The organism is Paraburkholderia sp. J12 (genome assembly GCF_905220215.1).
Lineage (GTDB): Bacteria > Pseudomonadota > Gammaproteobacteria > Burkholderiales > Burkholderiaceae > Paraburkholderia.
Genome location: NZ_CAJMZC010000003.1, coordinates 176,743 through 193,837, shown reverse-complemented (window position 1 = coordinate 193,837; position 17,095 = coordinate 176,743). Strand labels below are relative to the sequence as shown.

15 protein-coding genes are annotated in these 17,095 nt (G+C 67.0%); 6 read left to right on the top strand and 9 right to left on the bottom strand.

Going from position 1 to position 17,095, the window contains the following annotated elements; translation table 11 throughout:
• The 5 genes from U5760_RS09600 to U5760_RS09580 all read right to left on the bottom strand — a co-directional run bounded on the left by U5760_RS09600 (window position 1) and on the right by U5760_RS09580 (window position 6,293).
• A complete protein-coding gene (locus U5760_RS09600) occupies window positions 1-1,653 on the bottom strand; it encodes a monovalent cation/H+ antiporter subunit D (protein WP_322011315.1) in 1,653 nt (550 codons plus the stop codon).
• Complete coding sequence (locus U5760_RS09595; RefSeq protein ID WP_322011314.1) at window positions 1,650-1,982, bottom strand: Na+/H+ antiporter subunit C; 333 nt, start codon at window positions 1,980-1,982, stop codon at window positions 1,650-1,652. The genes U5760_RS09600 and U5760_RS09595 overlap by 4 nt, the downstream gene beginning before the upstream one ends.
• On the bottom strand, window positions 1,982-4,783 hold the full coding sequence (locus U5760_RS09590) for a monovalent cation/H+ antiporter subunit A (protein ID WP_322011313.1): 2,802 nt from the start codon (window positions 4,781-4,783) through the stop codon (window positions 1,982-1,984). The genes U5760_RS09595 and U5760_RS09590 overlap by 1 nt, the downstream gene beginning before the upstream one ends.
• Window positions 4,784-5,182: 399 nt before the next feature.
• A complete protein-coding gene (locus tag U5760_RS09585; RefSeq protein ID WP_322011311.1) occupies window positions 5,183-5,659 on the bottom strand; it encodes a carboxypeptidase regulatory-like domain-containing protein in 477 nt (158 codons plus the stop codon).
• A gap of 274 nt (window positions 5,660-5,933) precedes the next feature.
• Window positions 5,934-6,293 (bottom strand): hypothetical protein, encoded by a 360-nt coding sequence (locus tag U5760_RS09580; protein WP_322011310.1) that lies wholly within the window; start codon window positions 6,291-6,293, stop codon window positions 5,934-5,936.
• Between the two features lie 52 nt (window positions 6,294-6,345).
• On the opposite strand from U5760_RS09580, the gene U5760_RS09575 reads away from it, so the two are divergent.
• Window positions 6,346-7,602: a tail fiber protein gene (locus U5760_RS09575; protein WP_322011309.1), complete on the top strand. Its 1,257-nt coding sequence runs from the start codon at window positions 6,346-6,348 to the stop codon at window positions 7,600-7,602.
• Between the two features lie 64 nt (window positions 7,603-7,666).
• On the opposite strand, the gene U5760_RS09570 is transcribed toward U5760_RS09575, so the two are convergent.
• The 3 genes from U5760_RS09570 to U5760_RS09560 all read right to left on the bottom strand — a co-directional run bounded on the left by U5760_RS09570 (window position 7,667) and on the right by U5760_RS09560 (window position 10,676).
• Complete coding sequence (locus U5760_RS09570; RefSeq protein ID WP_322011307.1) at window positions 7,667-8,716, bottom strand: glycosyltransferase; 1,050 nt, start codon at window positions 8,714-8,716, stop codon at window positions 7,667-7,669.
• A gap of 274 nt (window positions 8,717-8,990) precedes the next feature.
• Window positions 8,991-10,412: a carotenoid oxygenase family protein gene (locus U5760_RS09565; protein WP_322011306.1), complete on the bottom strand. Its 1,422-nt coding sequence runs from the start codon at window positions 10,410-10,412 to the stop codon at window positions 8,991-8,993.
• 135 nt (window positions 10,413-10,547) lie between these two features.
• On the bottom strand, window positions 10,548-10,676 hold the full coding sequence (locus U5760_RS09560) for a hypothetical protein (protein ID WP_322011304.1): 129 nt from the start codon (window positions 10,674-10,676) through the stop codon (window positions 10,548-10,550).
• Between the two features lie 136 nt (window positions 10,677-10,812).
• Here U5760_RS09560 and U5760_RS09555 point away from each other — a divergent pair, with 136 nt between their 5' ends.
• From U5760_RS09555 to ppk2, 4 genes are all read left to right on the top strand, one after another.
• Window positions 10,813-11,523 carry a TetR/AcrR family transcriptional regulator gene (locus tag U5760_RS09555; RefSeq protein ID WP_322011303.1) on the top strand — a complete coding sequence of 237 codons (711 nt, stop codon included), beginning with the start codon at window positions 10,813-10,815 and terminating at the stop codon, window positions 11,521-11,523.
• A 53-nt stretch (window positions 11,524-11,576) separates the two neighbouring features.
• Window positions 11,577-12,083 carry a GNAT family N-acetyltransferase gene (locus tag U5760_RS09550; RefSeq protein WP_322011302.1) on the top strand — a complete coding sequence of 169 codons (507 nt, stop codon included), beginning with the start codon at window positions 11,577-11,579 and terminating at the stop codon, window positions 12,081-12,083.
• A gap of 44 nt (window positions 12,084-12,127) precedes the next feature.
• A complete protein-coding gene (locus U5760_RS09545; RefSeq protein WP_322011301.1) occupies window positions 12,128-12,505 on the top strand; it encodes a VOC family protein in 378 nt (125 codons plus the stop codon).
• Window positions 12,506-12,641: 136 nt separating this feature from the next.
• The gene (gene ppk2 / locus U5760_RS09540) at window positions 12,642-13,562 is read left to right on the top strand and encodes a polyphosphate kinase 2 (protein ID WP_322011299.1); all 921 of its coding nucleotides are present in this window, start codon (window positions 12,642-12,644) and stop codon (window positions 13,560-13,562) included.
• Between the two features lie 105 nt (window positions 13,563-13,667).
• Here the strand turns inward: ppk2 and U5760_RS09535 are convergent, their stop codons facing one another.
• Window positions 13,668-15,260, bottom strand: coding sequence for an inorganic phosphate transporter (locus U5760_RS09535; RefSeq protein WP_322011298.1), 1,593 nt, complete (start codon window positions 15,258-15,260; stop codon window positions 13,668-13,670).
• A gap of 218 nt (window positions 15,261-15,478) precedes the next feature.
• Here U5760_RS09535 and U5760_RS09530 point away from each other — a divergent pair, with 218 nt between their 5' ends.
• Window positions 15,479-17,068 (top strand): diguanylate cyclase, encoded by a 1,590-nt coding sequence (locus tag U5760_RS09530; protein ID WP_322011297.1) that lies wholly within the window; start codon window positions 15,479-15,481, stop codon window positions 17,066-17,068.
• Window positions 17,069-17,095: the final 27 nt, after the last annotated feature.

Sequence of the window (17,095 nt, the reverse complement as noted above, 5' to 3'; positions counted from 1 at the left end):
TCAGCTCCCGTTGCCCTGCGAGGGCGCTGCCGTGGCCGCGGGCAGGACCGCATGCACGTAGGCCGCGCGGTCGAGCAACTGCGCGGCGGTGGCGTCGAGATAATGCTTGAGGCCGCCTGCGCCGAGTGTCACGGCTACGACGCAGGCAAGGAGCAGCGTGCAGGCGGCCAGCTTCGCCGGCGTGCCGCGCGGTGCCGTATGCGGTGCGGCCGCGTAGGCCTGCGAAGCCGGAATGGCCCAGAAGATGCGCGTGCCGGTGCGGCTCAGCGCCACGATCAAAAGGAGGCTGGACAGCAGCACGGCGGGCCACAGCACGGCCGCTTGCGCGATGGGCGTGGCGGCCAGCACCATCGCCTTGCCGAGAAAGCCCGAGAGCGGCGGCAGGCCCGCTGCGCCCACGGCGGCGCCCAGATAGAGGAGCGCGGCCGGTGTGGCGGGCCACGGCGAGCGGGCGCGTCCGTTCGTGGCGGAAGCCTCGGTATCGTGATCGACGTCGGCGGCAGGCGAGATCGCAGGCGCCGTGGTGTCGTCGAGCGCAGCGTGCGAAGCCAGTTCGTCGGCCGCGGATTCCCGCGCTTCCGGCTCCAGCGTGTCGGCCAGCAGGAAGAGCGCCGCGGAACACAACGTAGTGCTGATGAGGTAGTACAGCAGCCCGCTCCATGCGGCCGCGCTTTGCATCGTGACCGCCGCGATCAGCAATCCCACCGAGACCAGCACCAGATAGGCCGTGGTGGTCTTGAGGCTCGATACCGCAAGCGCGCCCAGCGCGCCGAAGGCAATGGTGGCGATGGCGAGCCACCATGCCCAGTCGTGCATGAATGCATCGAGCAGGCCGCCGGAGCCCGAAAGGCCGGCCCCGCCGAATACGAGCGCATCGCAGCGAAGCATCGCATAGACCCCGACCTTCGTCATGATCGCGAAGAGTGCGGCCACCGGGCCGATCGCGCTGCGGTAGGCTTGCGGCAACCAGAACGAGAGTGGAAACACGGCTGCTTTCAGGCCGAACACGAGCATCAGCATGGCGCCCGCGAATTGCGCGAGCGGCAGCGAGGCGGCGTCCAGATGTGCGAGCCGCTCGCCCATATCGGCCATGTTGAGCGTGCCCGCCACGCCGTACAGCACGCCGAGGGCGATCAGAAAGAACGACGAGCCCACCAGGTTCAGCAACAGATAATGCAGCCCGTTGCGCACGCGGCGCTCGCCTCCGCCGTGGAGCAGCAACGCATAGGAAGCGATCAGCAGCAGTTCGAAGAACACGAACAGGTTGAAAAGATCGCCCGCGAGGAACGCACCGTTCAGACCCATCAGCTCGAACTGGAACAGCGCGCGGAAATAGCGTCCGCGCCGCGCGTCGGCGCTCGAGGTGCCGAGCAGGCAGCAGCACGCGAGCACGGCGGTGAGCAGCAGCATGAGCGCGCCCAGCCGGTCGAGCTGCAGCACGATGCCGAAGGGCGCAGGCCACGCGCCGAGCGCGTAGGTGGCGATCTCCCCGGTCGACGCGCGCGCCGCGAGAGCGATCGCAACGGGCAGGAGCGCGACGGTGGCGATCACATTGAGCGCGCGCTGCAGGCGCTTCGCGCGCACCGGCAGCGCGACGATGGCGCCCGCCGCGAAGAGCGGAATCAGGATGGGCAGGATGAGGCCGTGGTTCATTCGGCGGGGACCTCCCTGCCGTCCACGTGATCGCTGCCGGTCAGCGCGAGCGAGCGCAGCGCCAGCACGACGGTGAAGGCGGTCATGGCGAAGCCGATCACGATGGCCGTGAGCACGAGCGCCTGCGGCACCGGGTCGGCGTACTGGGCGCCGGCGGCGATCACGGGCGGCTTGCCCAGCGAGAGCCGGCCCATGCCGAGCAGGAACAGGTTCACGGCATACGAGAAAAGCGTGATCCCCAGGATCACGGGCAGCACGCGTGCGCACAGCAGCAGATAGAGGCCGCACGCGCACAGCACGCCGATCGTCACGGCAAAAGCGGCTTCCATCAGCTTTTCTCCACGGATTGCAGGTCTTTGTCTCGCGTGCCGAGGTGCGAGATGATCGTGAGCGTGGTGCCGACCACGGCGCAGAACACGCCCAGATCGAACAGCATGGCGGTGCTCAGTTCGATTTCGCCGATGACCGGCAGGTGCAGGTGCCCGAATGCGCTTGTGAGGAACGGCTGGCCGAAGGCGAGGCTGCCGAGGCCGGTCGCCGCCGCCACGAGGATGCCGATGCCGGCGAGCGCCCGGTAGTTGATGCGGATGCGCGATTCGGCCCACAGCACGCCGCTCGCCACGTATTGCAGCAGCAGCGCGACCGAAACGATGAGCGAGGCGATGAAGCCGCCGCCCGGCAGATTGTGGCCGCGCAGGAAGACGAACACGGCAACGAGCGTGGTGAGCGGCAGCATGAGGCGCGCGAGCAGCGAGAGCAGGAGCGGGTGCGACTGCGACGACCACGGCAGACCGCCCGGCCCGGTGGCGGGCGGGGGGAGCCTCAGTCCGCGCAGGAGCGCCTTGACGGCGAGCCCCGCCACCACGAGCACGCTGATCTCGACCATGGTGTCGAAGCCGCGGAAGTCCACGAGAATCACGTTCACGACGTTGTGGCCGCCGCTGCCCGGCAGCGCGTTGGCGAGGAAGAACGGCGCGATGCCTTCCGTGGCGGGCCGCGTCATCACGGCATAGGCCAGCACGGCCAGCAGCGTGCCGCCCGCAATCGCGAGCACGCCGTTGCGCACGCGCGCCGGCACGCTTTCGATCACGCGCTGCTCGTCGGGCAGGAAGTAGATGGCGAGCACGAGCAGCAGAATGGTGACGACTTCCACCGAGATCTGCGTGAGCGCGAGATCGGGCGCGGAGAAGCGTGCGAAGGCGAGCGTCACGAGCAGCCCGCAGGTGCTCAGCATGACGAGCGCGAAGAGCGTATGGGTGCGCACGCGCACGACGGCCAGCGCGAGGAGCGCGGTGAGCACGAGTCCGGTCAGCGTGATGGGGTCGAGTGGCGTGCGGGCGAGCGTGCCGCCGACGGGCGTGAAGGCGAGGAGCGCCGTGCCGGGCACGACGATCATCGCGGCCACCATCCACGAGAGATACGTGGGCAGCGAGCCGGTTTCGAACACGCGCACGACCGCGGCGGCCATCTGTTCGAGACGCTGCACGAAGCGGTCGAAGCCTTCGCTCGCGTTCATTTCGGAGAGCACGGAGCGGTGGCGGCGGAATGCGTCGCGGCGGAAGAAAAACAGCAGCGCACCGGCGGCGAACGACACCGCGCTCATGATGAGCGGCAGATTGAAGCCGTGCCAGATGCTGAGGCTATAGGCGGGGATCTTGCCGCCCAGCGCGAACCATGCCGCCGATTCGAGCATGCGCCCGATGGTCTGCTCCGGAAAGAGCCCGACCAGCAGACAGAGCACCACGAGAATTTCCACCGGCAGGCGCATGAAACGCGGCGGCTCGTGCGGCGGATACTGCGGCAGGTCGCGCGGCGTCGTGCCGTCCCAGAAGACGCCGTAGACGAAGCGCAGCGAGTAGGCCACCGAAAGCCCGGCCGCCACCACGGCGAGCGCCGGAATCACCCAGTTGAAGGCGCCGAAAAGCCCCTGCGCGAGCGTCTCGCCGAAGAACATTTCCTTGGAGAGGAAACCGTTGAGGAGCGGCACGCCCGCCATCGCCAGCGAGGCGACGCCCGCGAGCGCGGCGGTCCACGGCAGATAGCGGCGCAGGCCGCGCAGCATGCCCAGGTCGCGCGTGCCGGTCTCGTGGTCGATGATGCCCGCGGCCATGAAGAGCGACGCCTTGAAGACCGCGTGGTTGAACGTATGGAACAGCGCGGCCACGGTGGAGAGCTCGGTGTCGAGGCCGAACAGCAGCATGATGAGGCCGAGATGGCTGATCGTCGAATAGGCGAGCAGGCCCTTGAGGTCGCGCTGCACGAGCGCCATGGCCGCGCCGCCCGTGAGCGTGACGAGGCCCACGAGGCTCACGATGTAGAACCACCAGTCCGTGCCTTCGAGCACGGGGTAGAGCCGCGCGAGCAGGAACACGCCGGCCTTCACCATCGTCGCCGAATGGAGGTAGGCCGAAACGGGCGTGGGCGCCGACATGGCGTGCGGCAGCCAGAAGTGGAACGGGAACTGCGCCGACTTGGTGAAGGCCGCGAAGAGGAGCAGCAGCAGGATCGCCGGATAGAGCGGGTTCTGCTGCACCTTGCCGGCTTGCGCCAGCACGGTGGTGAGTTCGTAGCTGCCGCACACGTGGCCGAGCAGCAGCACGGCGCCAAGCAGCGCGAGGCCGCCCGCACCCGTGATCGTGAGAGCCATGCGCGCGCCGCGCCGCGCGTCGGGCCGCGAAGGCCAGAAGCCGATCAGCAGGAAGGAGACGAGGCTTGTCAGCTCCCAGAAGATCACGAGCAGCAGCAGATTGTTCGAGAGCACGAGGCCGAGCATCGCACCCATGAAGAGCAGCAGGAGCAGATAGAGGCGCGGCAGCGACTCGCTGCCCGCGAGGTAATAGCGCGCATAGATGAAGACCAGCAGGCCGATGGCGAGCACCAGCAGCGCGAACATGAACGAAAGGCCGTCGAGGCGCAGGCTCAGTGCGAGTCCGAGCTCCGGCACCCAGTCCTGGCGCCATTGCAGCACCCCGTAAGTGGCCATGCCTACCCGCTCGCTGGCCAGCAGCCCCAGGCCGAAGAGAGCCGCCGCGAAGGCGATCCAGGTCGTGAGCGGACGGGCGAGGCGCATCGCGAGCGCAACGAGCGCCGCGGCGGCAAACGGGAGAACGACGAGCCATCCCAACACCATGCGTGAGTCTCCGGTTGATCGCCTGCGTGATTGAAGGACGGGAGCGGGGCGGCGCCCCGGATGCCGGGGCGCCCTAGCACACGATCATAGCTGGAAACGGGGGCGGGGTTCATGCGCGTGGCATGAGTGGCGGCCTCGGGAGCGGGTTTTTCGGACCGGACCGGCCGTTTTTGCGGGCTGCATGGCCGCGGGTCTTACGTCATCGGGTTCAGGCGTGTCGTGAGCGGGCACATGCGTGTCAGGCACGGTAACGACGATGTCTCGCACGAATGACGTGCGGACTGGAGCGAGGGGCTACGGTGCCGGACCTGGTGAGGAATCCGATCGGTGCCTGAGCGGTGAATCCGCGCGACGGTTCATCGTGCGCGCGGGTCCGGGTTGAGCGAGAGGACTGGCGCGTTACATCGACCAGACGAAGGCCTCGTGGGTGCGGGTGGCCTTGCCGATTTCCACGGTGCGCTGCTGTGTCTTGCCGCCGTAGTGAGCGGTTACGACATAGCGGCCGTCCGGAATCGAAACGAGCATGAACGGGCCGCGCGCGTTTGCGTGCAGCAGGGTCTTGCCGTGCAGGTCGGCAATGGTCACGGGCACGTTGGCGAGATATTCGTTGCCGTTTGCCAGGGTGTGCTGCGCGAATTCGAGCGAGAGCGGGTAGCGCGGCATCGCTTCCTTGAATGCCGCCGACTGGTCGCTGCCGATGCCGCCCGAGAGATACGCAATATCGCCCGAGTGCTGGAGCGGCGGCAGGCGCGAGGCGCCGTCCGCGGGCGCCGTGAGTGCGGCGCTGCCGTTGTCCGCAGCGAAGGCGGCCGGTGTGCCGAACACGACAGCGAGCGCGAGTGCCGCGCCGATCCACGGGGTTGAGCGTGCTTTCATTTCGACCTCCATTGACGATGCGTGCAAACGTTTGCACGGCGCGATCGTGGCGCGTCGGCGAACGGCACGGATTCAGAGTAGGGCGTAGGGCTTAAACGTCGCTTAAAGCGCGTTCGAACCGTTCGACGCGACCTCGCTGGTTGCGTGCGCATCTATTTCTTTCAAAACCTAAAGAACGAAATCGCTTGGCCGATAACCATCCTGTTGGGCCGGGCCGCGAAGGCGATTTCCGAGGGAATCCTGCCAATCCGTCGCCTGCTGCATGCCTTGCCCTTCACCGCGTCCATCCGATTGCAAAAAGCACGACGAACAACACGCAATCGACGCGGCTTTCATCGTGAACCGGGTTCACGTCTATCCATCGCGCGACCGGTCGTCGATCGACACGTCGTGCGAGCCTGTTATGCGAGATCACAATGAGAAAAAAGCATTCAGCGGTACTGGTTTCCATGGCGGTTGCGTCCTTGTTTTCCGGTTGCGGAGGCGGCTCCAGCACGCCGTCGCTGCCGCCCGCCACCATTAGCGGCACTGCGGCCACCGGCGCGCCTGTCGCCAATGCGAGCCTTGCGCTCAACTGCGTGTCGGGGCAAGCGACGACCACGACTTCTGCCAGCGGAAGCTGGAGCGTTTCCACCGGGGGGCTGGTGTTGCCTTGCGTCGCGCGTGTCGCGACATCGACCGGCGAGGTGCTTCATTCCTATATCGAGCAGCCCGGCAATACCGACGTCACGCCCTTCACGGAACTCGTGACGGCCGGCATTGCCATGAGCACCGATACCGATACGTTCTTCAATACGTTCTCGTCGGCGTCGGCATCGCTTGCCTCGGCGCGTCTTGCGGATTCGGTCTCGAGCACCACGCAATTGCTGACGAACCTCGGGGTCAGCGCCGGGTCGCTGAATCTGCTCAATCAGTCGTTTCAGCCGGCGAACGGCGATGCGTATGACGATGCGCTGGAGCAACTGAAGACGCAGCTCGCCAGCACGAATACGAGCCTGACGACCGTGGCTCAGCGGGTGGTGAGCGGCAATGTGGGCCCAACCGGCGCCACGGGAGCGACGGGCGCTACGGGCTCGACCGGCACCACGGGCGCTGCGGGTGTGGCGGGGGCAACGGGGGCCACTGGCGCCGCCGGGGCGGACGGACTCACCGGTGCGACGGGCGCCACGGGGCCCGTGGGAGCCACCGGGCCGCAAGGCGTGCAGGGCGTTCAGGGCGTAACCGGAGCAACGGGCGTCACGGGGGCCGCTGGTGCCACGGGAGCGACCGGGTTAACCGGGCCGCAGGGCCTTCAGGGTGCCACGGGCGCAACAGGCGCCACCGGTGCCGTTGGCGTGACCGGTGCCATGGGCGCGACTGGGCCGCAGGGCGTGCAAGGCATTCAGGGCGTCACGGGAGTCACCGGCGCGACGGGGGCCGTAGGTGCGACCGGTGCGACGGGGCCGCAGGGTGCCACGGGCGCAACGGGTGCGACTGGCGTGACGGGCGCCATCGGCGCCGCAGGGGCCACGGGTGCAACGGGGCCGATCGGTGCAACGGGTGTCACCGGCGCGACTGGCGCGACCGGACCCACTGGCGCCACGGGTGCGCAGGGCATCCAGGGTATTCAGGGCGTGACGGGTGCCACCGGCGCCAACGGCCCGACGGGCGCTACAGGCGCTACGGGCCCGATCGGTGCAACGGGCGCAACAGGTCCGACCGCGTGCACGGTGGGCTCCGTCTGGCTGACGGCGGCCAATTCCACGGCCATTGCCCACATGACGAACTCGCTGCCGGCCAACGGCCAGTTCCTCTCCGAGACCACCTACGCGGAACTCTTCTCATTGATCGGCACCACGTACGGCGTGAGCGGCTCAACTTTCGAACTGCCCAATCTGACCGGCCTGGCTCCCGATCCCAACATGACCTACATGATCTGCGTGACCGGCATCGCGCCGAGCTAGGAGCGGCTTCCCACCCGGCAAGCGGGCCGCGCGTTGACATGCGGCCCGCTGCGCGCTTCACACCCTATAGTCCGAAGTACTGCCTGTTTCCCTCGATGCGCTGACGCTCCTCGGCGGGGAACAGGCGTTCATCGAGCAGTTTTCGCAGCGCAGCGCGTCCTTGCTCCACGGCGCCGGCATAGTAGGCGCTCACTGCCAGTTCGTCGAGCGAGCGCCACGCATACACCGAATCGTCGAGAAACAGGATATCGGCGGGACGCGGTATCAAAACCGCCTGCCCCGCAAACAGCCAGGCCAGCGCGAACTCGTTGCGCAACCGGTGATAACGGGCAAGCTGGTACAAAGGCTCCGCGCGTTGAGGACGCGCTTCCCATGCGCACAGGTAGGCATCCACGACCTCCTTGCGCGGTGCGCCGGTGGTCTCCAGTAGCGCGGCGGCCTGATACAGGCTGAACCAGCGTTCCTCCTCCCAGCCGCCCATGGCCGCGCGTTCGCGATAGCTGCGCAGGCCTTCCTCGAAGCGCCCGGCATCGCGGTAGCTCTGGGCGAGATAGAAACGGTAGCGCGCATTGAGCGGCTCGTCGCGCACGGCCCGCTCCAGCACCTCGATATCGCGCAGATAGGTATTGGCGTCGCGCGCCCGCGCGCCGTCCCTCGACACCACGATCGACGCACCGGGCAGCAGGTCCCACGCGTGTTCGCCGTCCTGGGTCAGATACTCGTGCAGCACGCCTTCCCAGCGCCAGGGCTGATGCGTCGCGACGAGGGCGTTGCGGTTGTAGCTCCAGTCGCCCAGCTTGCAGCGCAGTTGATAGCCGCCCAGATGCAGTTGCGGCCACCCGAATCCCGGCTCCGTTTCGAGGACTTCGTCCGCGTCGATGAAGAGCAGATAGTCCCCGTGGCGCCTTGCCAGTTCCAGGGCTTCGTTGCGATTGTGGGCAAAATCGCGCCACGGCCGTTCGTGCAGCACGCCCGGCGTACCGCTCATCGCCTCTTCGACGATAGCCTGTGTGCCGTCGCTCGATCCGGTATCGACGATCACCCAGCTGTCGATCCACGGCTTGACGCTCGTGAGGCACCGGGCGATGACCGGCGCCTCGTTCTTCACAATCATGTTCAAACAGATTCGCTTCATTGGGCCTCGCAGATGTCTCGCTCCTGGCGGCGTCGAATGCTGTGCGTTCGCGCGCGTTGGCGATGATAAGCTGCTTCGGCCCTTGCGGGAATGGTGGCGATCCGCATCGGCCAACCGCAGACGTCCGGATCAGGTTTCCGATACGCCCGCGGCGTTGACGGTTCGATAGCGTGTGGCGCGGGCATCGCCGGATATCGATTCGGAGTGCTGCATGAATGCACCCTCTGCGGGATCGTCGATTCGTGCGTGGCGTTCAGCCGGCGGCGGCGTGGCGCCAGTTGCCGTGAAAGCCCGCCGGCACGCGGTGAGAAAGATGCGCGAGCGCAACCGGGCCGGCGCCGAGGTCGGTGGCGTCGAGCACCGCGAGGTCGCTGCGGTTTTCCTTGCCGCGCCAGACGACCGTGAGCAGCCAGCCGTCGCCTTCCGGCGCGCCGGCATGGCGCTCGACGAAGATCGGTTCGCTGCAGTAGTCGCCGATGTCGGGCAGCCACTCGGCGGTGCGGCCGCGGGCCAGGTCGATGTGCGCGAGGCCCGCGCGCGCAGGGTCGCCCTTCGCGCCGTCCGTGACGGGCGCGCTCAGGAAATAGCCATGCCGGTAGGGCGACATGGCGTAGCGTTCGTCGAGACGCGGAAATTCGCCCGGGCGGTCGTCCAGCCGTTCTTCCCCGACGCGGCCCGGATTGTCCAGGTCCAGGGTCCAGCGCACGAGCCGGGCGTCCGGCGAATCCTCGCTGACCGGCGTGCCGTCGGGGCGCGGAAAGAGCGGCGCCGTGTCGTATTTCATCACGTCGCAGACAATGCGCCTGCCGTCGTCGAATGCGTTCATGACGTGGAATACGTAGCATGGATCGGCGGTGAACCAGCGCACGTCGGCGGCGCTGCCGTCGCGCGGCAGGATGCCGATATGCGTGCCTTTTTCCGGCTCCCACGCATAGGGCGGCCGTCCGCTCCTTGCCCGCTCCATCGATCCCGTGAGCGGGAACACCGGAAAGATGACGTGCGTGCGTGTGACGGCGAAGTCGTGAACCATGCTCGGAAACGGCCCTTCGACAGGCACGCTACGCCGCAGCGTGCCGTCGCGATCGGCGATGTGCAGCATGAGGTCGCGCGTGAACGGGCCGCGTGCGGCATACGCGAAGAAAACCAGTTCGCCGGTCACGGGATCGTATTTGGGATGCGCCGTCATCGCGCCCGGCAGCTTGCCGTCGTAGCGATGGTAGCCGCGCGCGGCGAGCGTGGCCGGGTCCACCTCGAAGGGCGCATGGGCTTCTTCGAGCGCCAGCAGCCGGTTGCCGTGCCAGACGACGTTGGTGTTGGCCACGGTGGAATTGAGCTCGAGCAGCGCCGGGTCGGTCAGGTGACGGTTCATCAGGCCGCCCGACATGCCTTCTCCGTTGGCATGTTCCATTTGCCATTTCGGCGTGCGCACCCAGCGGTTGAGGTAGGACACGCGTCCGTCTTCGATATGAAACGCGTGCAGCATGCCGTCGCCCGAAAACCAGTGATACGGGCCGCGCGGCGCGAACTGCGGATTCGGTCCGTTGCGGTAGAGCGTGCCGCGCAGTCCCTGCGGGATCGCGCCGGTGACGGGCAGATTGGGCGCGTCGCATTCCATGTGCAGCGGTGCGTAGTAGCCGTTGAGAAACGGCTCGTGGGTCGGGAAAGGCAAAGACACCGTAATCTCCTTGTGACGCGGGATTGATCTGCTGCGTTTGGTCGTCGAGCGCGCGATGCGCGTCTTGCTGCATGTGCGGTTCCGCGTCCGGTTCCGTGCCTGGAGCCAGCGCATTCCGGTAGTACAACCAGGTATTCAGGCGCGCGCTACGACGTCGATCCAGAAGAAAGCGTTCTCGTGGACCGTCATCTTGCCGTACAGATGCGTGGTGTCGTGAACAAAGGCGGATTGATGCAGCGTCACGTCGGGTCCGAATACGGCCATGCCGCTCTCCTCATGCTGATGCTCCGGATCAACTGGGTCCACCGTATGTTTCCAATGGAAAGATTTTGACTTGGGCGCCGAACGTGGTCAAGATATTTTTCCATTGGACAAATCAATCGCGCAGTCGAAGTCAATCATGCAGAAGAAGATCAGGGCAGGGAGCGCGGCGGCAGGCCAGCCGGGCGGCAGCGAAAAGGAGCCGGCGCCGGCCCGGCGTTACCACCACGGTTCGCTGCCCGAGGCGCTGTTGCAGGCAGCGGAAATCGTGCTGCGCCGCGATGGCCTGCGCGGCCTCACGCTGCGCGCGATCGCGCGCGAAGCGGGGGTATCGCACACGGCGCCCCAGCATCATTTCGGCGATACGACGGGCGTGCTGAGCGAACTGGCCGCGAGCGGCCACCGCAGGCTGGCCGCCTCGATGGTCGATCATGCGCGGGGCGTGCCGCCGGGCGTCGAGCGCAGCAGGGCCACCGCGCGAGGCTATATCGACTTTGCGTTGAATAATCCGGATCTGTTTCGCCTGATGTCGCGCAACGAGCTGCTCGATGTCGACCGGCCGTCGCTGGTCGAGGCGCGGCGGCTGTCCGGGCGCGAGCTGGGCGATGTGGTGGGCGGCACACCGGGTTCGTCGTCGCATGACGCGTTTGCTGCGCTCAGCGGCCCGCAGGCAGTGGCGATGACTGCGGTCTGGGCCTACGTGCATGGCCTCGCCACGCTGCTCATCGACAACCGCCTCACGCGCATTGCCGCGGCCAGCGATGCCTTTGAGGATCCGCGCGAGCTGGTCGACGCCGTGATCGCGCAGTGCGGCATTGCAGTGCCGGTTCCGGCGGCCGAGCCGGAATAAGCGGCCGGCGGGCGGCTGCTATGCTGGGAGTTTTCATCACCCGCTCTTCGTCCATGACCACGATCCGGGCGCTCGCCGCCGCCGATGCAGACCGCTTCAAAGCCCTGCGTCTCCTTGCCATCGAGACGTCCCCCACCGCCGTCTGGCCCACGCGCGAGGAAGAGGCGAGCCGCTCGATCGACGAAGTCGCGGCACGCATCCGGACGACTTCGAACCAGTCCGTCTTCGGCGCTTTTGCCGGCGAGGCGCTTGTGGGGATCGCCGGCGTGCGTCGGGAGCCGTTCGCCCAGGTGCGCCACAAAGCCACGATCTGGGGCGTATTCGTCGATCCGTCGCATCGCCGCAAGGGCATTGCGCAGGACCTGCTGGCCGCTGCCGCCGGGCATGCCGACGAGCAATGGGGCAGCGCCCAGCTCATGCTCTGCGTGAATGCAGAAAACGCCGCCGCGAAGGGTCTGTACGCTTCGCTCGGTTTCCGGACCTTTGGCGTGGAGCCGCGTGCCATTTGCGTTGACGGTCGCTTTTACGACGAGGAGCATATGTGCAAGCCGCTGCGTTGAAGCGCCCCGACTAGCCGGCACGAGAGACAAGAGGAGAACGCGGCATGGAAGACCCTGCAGCGCGCATCGAATCGCTGAGCGCCGTGACGCTGACCGTCCGGGACGTCGCGCATTCCGTGCGCTTTTACGCCTCGCTGGGTTTCCGGCAGCGCCCGGGGCCGGCGGTGCCGGGTTTTGCGTCGTTCGCGCTGGGCGAGGCGTCGCCCGCGTACCTGAACCTGCTCGAAGGCGGCCACGGCGAGGTGGCGGGCTGGGGCCGCGTGATTTTCTACGTCGCCGACGTGGACGCGTTCTATCGCGCGACGCTGGCGGCGGGCCACAGGCCCGAATTCGCGCCGCGCGACGCGCCCTGGGGCGAGCGTTATTTCCATCTGGTCGACCCGGATGGCCATGAACTGAGCTTTGCGAAACTGTTGGGATGAGCGCCGGGACACCGTCCGGGCGCGCCGGAATCGACGCGTTTGAAATACGAATGACACCCACCGCGCCGATAGTGCTGGGATATCGTTGCCGCGAAGGCGATGCGGATTGCCATTTGATCGACACAGGAGAGTCGCCATGAACGAAATCGACCGCGAACTGGAAGCCGAGCGGGATCGCCGCCGCCGGCTCGACGAAGAGCTGATCGATGCTTACGACGAAGAGCTCGAAATGGAGGTGGACGACCACCTTCACGGTACGGGTCTCGAGATCGGCGACGATGCACGCGCACTGCGCCGCGTCTATTTCCGCGAGCTGATCCGCCTGCAGGGCGAGCTCGTCAAGCTGCAGGACTGGATCGTGAGCACGGGCCACCGGATGGTGGTGATCTTCGAAGGCCGCGACGCGGCGGGCAAGGGCGGGGTCATCAAGCGCATCACGCAGCGCCTGAACCCGCGCATGTGCCGCGTGGCCGCGCTGCCCGCGCCGAGCAACCGCGAGCGCACGCAGTGGTATTTCCAGCGCTATGTGCAGCATCTGCCGGCCGGCGGCGAAATGGTGCTGTTCGACCGTAGCTGGTACAACCGCGCGGGCGTGGAGCGCGTGATGAACTTCTGCACCGACGACGAGTACGAGGAGTTCTTCCGCTCGGTGCCCGAGTTCGAGAAGATGCTCGTGCGCAGCGGCATCCAGATCGTCAAGTACTGGTTCTCCATCACCGACGACGAGCAGGAAGTCCGCTTCCAGAGCCGCATCGACGATCCGCTCAAGCAGTGGAAGCTCTCGCCGATGGACCTCGAAAGCCGCCGCCGCTGGGAAGCGTACACGCAGGCGAAGGAAGTGATGCTGCAGCGCTCGAATATTCCCGAGGCGCCGTGGTGGGTCGTGCAAGGCGTGGACAAGAAGCGCGCGCGCCTGAACTGTATCCATCACCTGCTGAGCCAGGTGCCGTATCACGAGATCGAGCATCCGCAGGTCATGCTGCCCGCGCGCGAGCATCATCCCGATTACATCCGCCAGCCGGTGCCGGGCGAGATGGTCGTGCCGGATATTTACTGATGGGGTGGTAGTGCACACGCCGTAACCGGCACGAACGAAAACGCCGCGCTCCGATGAGGAGCGCGGCGTTGTTTATTGCGGCTTGTACGGTGTCGTGCGGTGTACTCAGAACACGTGGCGGAACACCCAATACAGCAGGCCCGACAGCGCGATCGAAGCCGGCAGCGTGAGCACCCACGCGAGAATGAGGCTGCGCACCGTGTTCCATTGCAGGCCCGAACCGTTTGCCGCCATCGTGCCCGCCACGCCCGAGGCGAGCACGTGCGTCGTGGAGACGGGCAAGCCGTACACGTCGGCCATGCCGATGGTCACCATCGCCACCACTTCGGCCGAGGCGCCCTGGCCGTAGGTGAGGTGCTGCTTGCCGATGCGCTCGCCCACCGTCACGACGATGCGCTTCCAGCCCACCATGGTGCCGAGGCCGAGTGCGATCGCCACCGCCACTTTCACCCAGGTCGGGATGAACTTGGTGGCGTGATCGGTCTGAGTGCGGAAATTTTCGATCGCCTTGGCGTCGGCGGGCGCGAAGGCGGGCTGCTTGCTCTTCTGCATCAGCCGGATCGCTTCAGAGGTCAGATACATGTTGTTGCGCACGTTATCCACGACCGACTGCGGCACGTTCGACATCGAGCCGAAGCCGCCCACCTGCTCGCCCACCTGGTTCGAGAGTGCGGCGAGCGCGGGCACGGTTTGCGGCGTGAGCGTGCGCGAGCTCACGTAGCGCTCGACTTCGGCACGCGGCTCGGCGGGCGCGGCCGCGCCGTTCGCATACTGGTTGAGCGAGCGCGCGGCCTGCTGGGCCACGGCGAGGTAAGTCTGCGTTTCGGCGGGCGTGACCGCCTTGTTGAGGGCGTAGGCCGTGGGCACCGTGCCGATCAGGATCAGCATGATGAGGCCCATGCCCTTCTGGCCGTCGTTCGAGCCGTGCGCGAACGAAACGCCCGTGCAGGTGAGGATGAGCAGCGAGCGGATCCAGAACGGCGGCGGCTCGTCCCCCTTGGGTTCGGCATAGAGCTCGGGCACGCGCACGACCGCCTTCAGCACGATCAGCAGGAGGCCCGAGAGCAGGAAGCCCACGATCGGCGAAAACAGCAGCGACTTGCCCACGCCGATCGCCTGGCTCCAGTCCACGCCGCTCGTGCCGGAGCTGCCGTGCATCAGCTGGTTCATGAGCCCCACGCCGATGATCGAGCCCACGAGCGTGTGCGAGCTGGACGAGGGCAGGCCGAAATACCACGTGCCGAGGTTCCAGATGATCGCGGCGATGAGGAGCGCGAACACCATGGCGAAGCCCGCGCTGCTGCCCACCTGCAGGATGAGCTCGACGGGCAGCAACTGAAGGATGCCGAACGCCACCGCGCCGGTGGAGGTCAGCACGCCGAGGAAATTCCATCCGCCCGACCAGATCACGGCGAGGTTGGGCGAAAGCGAGTGCGTGTAGATGACGGTGGCCACGGCATTCGCGGTATCGTGGAAACCGTTGACGAACTCGAAGCCCAGCGCGATCACGAGCGCGATGCCGAGCAGCACCCAGGGCAGCACGGAACTCTGGTGGATGGGCGACAGGTCGTCGGAAAGATGCATGCCCACATAGACCGCGCCGATGGCGATAACCGCAATGAAGGCGAGCGTGCTCACGCTGCGCCCGCGCGTTTCGGTAGCGCCGCCCGGCGGCGGAGTGAGGGAAATATCCGGCATGGCCCGCATGCTCCTCTGTCTGTATAAAAAAAACGCAAATGCAACGTCCCGATGTTGGCTTGCGGGCGTGTCGGCTTGATGACAGTTCCGTGCAAGCTTTGGCCCCCAATTGACAAAAATAGCGAGAATGGGAGCGCTTGCGGTATAGGCTGGATGGACAGCAATCATCAGACGTTTGCGGCATTACGAACCGTTATGAACCAGGGAGGATGGCGCCAGTGCCACGACGGGTTCTCTCGCTCAGTCATCGCGCGCGCCGGTGGCTCTTTGCGCGCGGCAAGCACGCGACGCGCTTCATCGGCAACTATCCGTTTTTCGCCGGTCTCGCGGGCACGCTCGTCGCCACCGTGATGGCGGGCGTGACGTTTGCCGCCATCTACAGCGGGCGCGCGGAAGAGCTGCGTCATGCGGCGGAGAATTCGCGCAACATCGTGCGGATCGTCAGCAGCGATATCGCGCGCAACGTCGAGCTTTACGACCTCGCGCTGCAGGCCGTGGTGACGGGCGCCCAGCAGCCGCTCACCTGGCAGTTGCCCGAAGCGCTGCGCCAGCAGGTGCTGTTCAACCGGGCGACGGCGGCTTCGTCGCTCGGCGGCGCGTATGTGATCGGCGCCGACGGTTACGTGCTGGCGTCGCAGAGCAGCGACTCGGCGATCGGCATTCCGGCTTCCGACCGCGAGTACTTTCTCGCCCAAGAGCGCAGCCCCGACACCGGCCTCTTCATTTCGAAGCCCTATCGCTCGCGCCTGCGCGACGGCGGCCTCACCGTGGGGCTCTCGCGGCGCATCGACGGGCGCGAAGGGCGGTTTGCCGGCGTCGCGCTGCTCGGCGTGCGGATCGAATACTTCGATCACCTGCTGGAGCGCATCGACGTGGGCCGCCACGGCGGCGTGTTCATCATGATGCAGGACGGCACGATGATCGCGAGCAAGCCGCAGGGCCCGCGTGGGCCGGGCGCGAGCTACGCCGATTCATCCAGTTTCGAGAGAATGGAGAAGCAGCCCTCGGGCACCTACACCGGGCGCTCGCGCCTCGACGGCAGGGAGCACATCTTTACCTGGGAACACGTGGGGACGACCCCGCTGATCGTGGCCATCGCGCCCGCCGTGGACGACGTGCTCGCGCCCTGGCGGCGGCGCGCGTCGTTTGTCATCGCGATGACGGCGCTCTTCGGCGGCGCGTGGGTGGTCGTCTCGTGGGTGCTGGCCTTCGCGCTGCGCGACAAGGTGGTTGCGGAAGGGGAATTGATGCGGCTCGCCGTGACCGATCCGCTCACGGGCCTCGCCAACCGCCGCGCGCTGGACCGGCGCCTTGTGTCCGAATGGCAGCGCGCGGTGCGCGAGCGCGAGCCGCTTGCGGTGCTGTTCTTCGACATCGACCACTTCAAGCGTTTCAACGACACCTATGGTCACGCGGCGGGCGACGAAGTGCTCACGCTCGTGGCCGAGCGCATTGCCGCGGGCACGCGGCGCGCGTCGGACATGGCCGCGCGCTACGGCGGCGAGGAGTTCACCGTGGTGCTGCCCAACACCGGGCTCGCGAGCGCCGTGAAGATCGCGGAGAAGATCCGCAAGCGGATCGAGGCGACCAACCTCGCGCACGACGGCTCGAGCTTTGGCCGCGTCACGGTGAGCGTGGGCTGCACGAGCTGCAACCCGCCGCAGGGCGGCAGCGCGGCGAAGCTGCTCGCCGCCGCGGACCACCTGCTCTACGACGCCAAGGAAGGCGGCCGCAACCAGGTGAAGGCGCAACAGTGGAACGGGGACGGCGTCGAGCCGGCCGAGGCGGGGCCGCCGGCCGCCTCCTGAGCGGGCTCAGGGCGGCGGCACGGCGGG

Bases quoted from the DNA above. Each gene is read 5' to 3' on its own strand.
- U5760_RS09600 (WP_322011315.1), bottom strand. From the start codon at position 1,653: ATGAACCACGGCCTCATCCTGCCCATCCTGATTCCGCTCTTCGCGGCG.
- U5760_RS09595 (WP_322011314.1), bottom strand. From the start codon at position 1,982: ATGGAAGCCGCTTTTGCCGTGACGATCGGCGTGCTGTGCGCGTGCGGC.
- U5760_RS09590 (WP_322011313.1), bottom strand. From the start codon at position 4,783: ATGGTGTTGGGATGGCTCGTCGTTCTCCCGTTTGCCGCCGCGGCGCTC.
- U5760_RS09585 (WP_322011311.1), bottom strand. From the start codon at position 5,659: ATGAAAGCACGCTCAACCCCGTGGATCGGCGCGGCACTCGCGCTCGCT.
- U5760_RS09570 (WP_322011307.1), bottom strand. From the start codon at position 8,716: ATGATTGTGAAGAACGAGGCGCCGGTCATCGCCCGGTGCCTCACGAGC.
- U5760_RS09560 (WP_322011304.1), bottom strand. From the start codon at position 10,676: ATGGCCGTATTCGGACCCGACGTGACGCTGCATCAATCCGCCTTTGTT.
- U5760_RS09555 (WP_322011303.1), top strand. From the start codon at position 10,813: ATGCAGAAGAAGATCAGGGCAGGGAGCGCGGCGGCAGGCCAGCCGGGC.
- U5760_RS09550 (WP_322011302.1), top strand. From the start codon at position 11,577: ATGACCACGATCCGGGCGCTCGCCGCCGCCGATGCAGACCGCTTCAAA.
- U5760_RS09545 (WP_322011301.1), top strand. From the start codon at position 12,128: ATGGAAGACCCTGCAGCGCGCATCGAATCGCTGAGCGCCGTGACGCTG.
- ppk2 (WP_322011299.1), top strand. From the start codon at position 12,642: ATGAACGAAATCGACCGCGAACTGGAAGCCGAGCGGGATCGCCGCCGC.
- U5760_RS09535 (WP_322011298.1), bottom strand. From the start codon at position 15,260: ATGCCGGATATTTCCCTCACTCCGCCGCCGGGCGGCGCTACCGAAACG.